Annotated in this window: 4 protein-coding genes; 2 read left to right on the forward strand and 2 right to left on the reverse strand. The window is 66.7% G+C overall.

Annotated elements, in window-relative coordinates:
• Positions 1 to 283: 283 nt before the first annotated feature.
• Positions 284 to 1282: an ornithine carbamoyltransferase gene (argF, locus tag RMO57_RS12345; RefSeq protein WP_310387010.1), complete on the forward strand. Its 999-nt coding sequence runs from the start codon at positions 284 to 286 to the stop codon at positions 1280 to 1282.
• Entirely contained in the window at positions 1279 to 2181 is a 903-nt protein-coding gene (locus tag RMO57_RS12350; protein ID WP_310387011.1) for a carbamate kinase, read from the forward strand. Before argF ends, RMO57_RS12350 begins: the two co-directional genes overlap by 4 nt.
• On the opposite strand, the gene RMO57_RS12355 is transcribed toward RMO57_RS12350, so the two are convergent.
• Both RMO57_RS12355 and RMO57_RS12360 read right to left on the reverse strand, forming a co-directional pair.
• The gene (locus tag RMO57_RS12355; protein WP_310387012.1) at positions 2162 to 2803 is read right to left on the reverse strand and encodes an ABC-type transport auxiliary lipoprotein family protein; all 642 of its coding nucleotides are present in this window, start codon (positions 2801 to 2803) and stop codon (positions 2162 to 2164) included. The genes RMO57_RS12350 and RMO57_RS12355 overlap by 20 nt on opposite strands.
• On the reverse strand, positions 2800 to 3725 hold a 926-nt coding region (locus RMO57_RS12360), incomplete at its 5' end, for an MlaD family protein (RefSeq protein ID WP_310387013.1). The genes RMO57_RS12360 and RMO57_RS12355, both read right to left, overlap by 4 nt.

The following is a 3725-nucleotide window of genomic DNA, read 5'->3' on the forward strand; positions in this document are numbered from 1 at the left end:
TTTCTGTGCTCCGTCCGCCTAGCCTGACGGCCGCTCGCTACAAAAGCTCATGAGAAACAAAACACCGGGCCAGCGCCGACGAGTCCGATCAAACCTGAACAGAAGGCCCCAAAGATCGCGAAGGAACACGGAAATTCAGTCCCCTTCACATTCTTCGTGAACTTCGCGTCCTTCTGTTCAAAACTTATGCACCACGCAACTCCATCGTTTCTCCGCGAACGCCGGGCGCCAACGGGGCCTGGGATGCTCTCAGCCTCTAAAACCTTTGAACAAAGGACCCACCATGAGCTTCAACCTCCGCAACCGCAGCCTGCTGGACCTGCGCGACTTCCCGCCGCGCGCGATCCGCTTCTTGCTCGACCTGGCGGCCGAGCTCAAGCGCGCCAAATACGCCGGCACCGAGCATCCCCGCCTGCAGGGCAAGAACATCGCGCTGATCTTCGAGAAGGCCTCGACCCGTACCCGCTGCGCCTTTGAGGTGGCCGTGCATGACCAGGGTGGGCATGTCACCTATATCGACCCGGTCGGCTCGCAGCTCGGCCACAAGGAGTCGCTGAAGGATACCGCCCGCGTGCTCGGCCGCATGTATGACGGCATCGAATACCGCGGCTTTCATCAAAGCGTGGTCGAGGACATCGCGCGTTACTCGCGCGTGCCGGTCTGGAACGGCCTCACCGACGAGGCGCATCCGACCCAGGTGCTGGCCGACCTGCTGACGATGGAGGAGTTCGGCGAGAAGCCGCTGCATGAGCTGAGCTTTTGCTATCTGGGCGATGCGCGCTTCAATATGGGCTGCTCGCTGCTGGTGGGTGGCACACAAATGGGCATGGATGTGCGCATCGCAGCACCCCTGGCCCTGCAGCCGCCCGCTGACTTGGTGGCGCAGATGCGGGCGCTGGCCAAAACCACCGGCGCGCGCATCAGCATCACCGAGGACCCGCTGGCGGCCGTGGTCGGCGCCGACTTCGTCTACACCGACGTCTGGGTGTCCATGGGCGAGCCGGTCGAGGCCTGGAAGGAGCGCATCGATCAGCTGCTGCCCTACCAGGTCAACCAGGCCCTGATGCAGGCGACGGGTAAGCCGCGCAGCTGCTTTATGCATTGCCTGCCGGCCCTGCACAACCTCGACACCGAGCTCGGCCGCGAGCTCCACAAGCTGTACGGGCTGAGCGAATTGGAGGTGACGGACGAGGTCTTCGAGTCCGAGGCCTCGATTGTGTTCAGCCAGGCGGAGAACCGCATGCACACGATCAAAGCGGTCTTGGTCGCAACGCTGACATGAAGCTGGTCATCGCCATCGGCGGCAACGCCCTGCTGCGGCGCGGTGAGGTCTTGAGCGCCGCCAACCAGCTCGCCAATATCCGGCTCGCCGCCCAGCAACTGGCCCGCGTCGCGGCGGCGCATACCGAGCTGGTGCTGACGCATGGCAACGGCCCGCAAGTCGGCCTGCTGGCCGAGCAGGCTAACGCCTACCCGCTCGACGTGCTGGGTGCGCAGACCGAGGGCATGATTGGTTACTTGCTGGAGCAGGAGCTGAGCAATCGGCTGCCGCCCGCGCGCCTGGTCAGCACGCTGGTGACCCGGGTTGAGGTGGCGGCCGATGACCCCGCGTTTGACCATCCCACCAAGCCGATCGGGCCGGTCTACAGCCGCGCGCAATTGAATGCGCTGGCCGCCGCCAAGGACTGGCCGCTGATCGAGGACGGCGCCGGCTGGCGCCGCGCCGTCGCCTCGCCCCAGCCGCTGCGCGTGCTCGGCCTGGACGCCATACGCCACCTGCTGGAGCATGGCGTGGTGGTGATTGCCTGCGGCGGCGGCGGCATCCCGGTCTGCCGGCAGCCCGGGCAGGCCGGCTTGTACGGCATCGAGGCGGTCATCGACAAGGATCTGTGCAGCGCCATGCTGGCCACCGAGCTGGCGGCCGACTGCCTGATCATTGCCACCGATGTGGCGGGCGTCAGCGTCGATTGGGGCCTGCCCAGCCAACACATGCTGAACGCGGCCACGCCGCAGCAACTGGCCCAACACCACTTTGCCGCCGGCAGCATGGCGCCGAAGGTCGCGGCGGCCTGCGCTTTTGTGAACGCCACCGGCCGGCGGGCGGTGATCGGCCCACTCGATCAAATCGAAGCGATGTTGGTCGGCCATGCCGGCACGCAGATCAGGGCAACACTGGCTTGACTGGCGCAAACTCAGGCGCCTGAACCAGCTCGTTCAAGACCTGCTGCACCGCCCGGTTGGCCGCAATCACGCCGCCGTCGGCGTCCTCGCTGGGCGCGGCCACCCGCGCGTCGAACTCGCGGCTGGCCAAGACGCGGCGGGTCGCGTTGTCGAGCAGGCTGGCGCGCAGGCTCAGCCGCACTTGGCTGGGGGACTGCGAAAAATCTTGCTGCAGACGAATGACCTCGGTGTCCAGACTGAACTCGGCGCTGCCGGCGCTGTGAGCGCCCAACACGACCCGAAACTGCCCGCCTGCGTCCCAAGCGGCCAGCAACAGCGGCGCCAGCATGCGCGCCGGCGTGTCCGCCCATTCATGCCGGGCGAAGTAATTCAGCCGCTGCGGCTCGCGCAGATAGATGATGCGGCGGCTGTCAAAGCCGGCCGCGGCCTGCGGCGGGTTGATGCGCAGGCTGGCTTGCCCTGAACGACTGACCCCGGGCGCGTGAGGCGCCGCCCCCGTCAGCAGATGCAGGCTGGGTGCAGGCGTTGGCTTAGGCAGCAGGCTGCTGCAGGCACCGAGACTCAGCAGGCAGGCGAGGCCGGCGACGCGAAAAATGCCCGGCAGTAGCAGGATGGGTTTCATGGCTTTGGCTGCTTGGCAGCGGGTTCACTGGCTTCACCCGGGCCGTCGGGCACCGGCCCCTGGCCGAACAAAAGCCCGCTGGGGTTGCGTTCGGTTTGTTCGCTGAGGCGCTTGAGCGAACCCGTCAGCACGGTCATTTCAGCCAACAAGCGCTGCAAGTCCGGCAAGGCCACGGCGGTGAATCGCTTCACATCGGCGCCAACATCGACCACCGAGCGTCCAGCACTGCTGCTGGCCTGCGCGGTCTCCAGCCCCATGCGCTCGACCGCCAGTGCCGCGCTGTCGATGCGCGCCAGCAAGGGCCCGGCTTGCGCGCGCAGCTGGGCCGTCAGCGCGGCGCTGTTGTCGAAGGTGCGCGCCGCGCTGACCAGACCCGCATCGATGGTGGCACGGCGCTCGGCCAGGCTATGGGTCAGCTTGGCGATATCGGCCAGCGTGCTGCTGAAGGCGGCTTGATTCTGCGGGCTCAGCAAGGCGTTGAGGCTGGTCGAGGTGCTGTCCAGCTTGGCCAAGACGGTGCTCAGCACATTCTCAAGCCGCGCACTCAGCGAGGGCTTGCTGGGAATCTGCGGATAGCGCTCCGGCGCCACCGCCAGCAGCGGCGCCGCCGTCGGCGAGCCGCCGTCCAGCTCCACATAGGCGATGCCGGTCAGCCCTTGGGTCTTGAGCACGGCAACGGTGTCGACGCGGATCGGCGTGCCGCGGTCGATGGCGAACAACAACCGCACCCGCTCCGGGTTGGCCGCGTCGAGGGCGATCGCCTGCACCTTGCCGACATCAACGCCCATGTATTTGACCGGCGCATTCAGGTTCAGGCCGGCGACCGACTCTTCCATGACGCTGAGATAGAGATCCTGCTTGGCGCCCCACGCGCCGCCCGAAGCCAGCCACAGCACGCCGGCAATCAAAAGCGCGCCAAGCA

The organism is Roseateles sp. (assembly GCF_031397715.1).
In the GTDB taxonomy this organism is placed as follows: domain Bacteria; phylum Pseudomonadota; class Gammaproteobacteria; order Burkholderiales; family Burkholderiaceae_C; genus Paucibacter_A.

Coding starts and splice junctions, on each gene's coding strand:
- argF (WP_310387010.1), top strand. CDS start 284: ATGAGCTTCAACCTCCGCAACCGCAGCCTGCTGGACCTGCGCGACTTC.
- RMO57_RS12350 (WP_310387011.1), top strand. CDS start 1,279: ATGAAGCTGGTCATCGCCATCGGCGGCAACGCCCTGCTGCGGCGCGGT.
- RMO57_RS12355 (WP_310387012.1), bottom strand. CDS start 2,803: ATGAAACCCATCCTGCTACTGCCGGGCATTTTTCGCGTCGCCGGCCTC.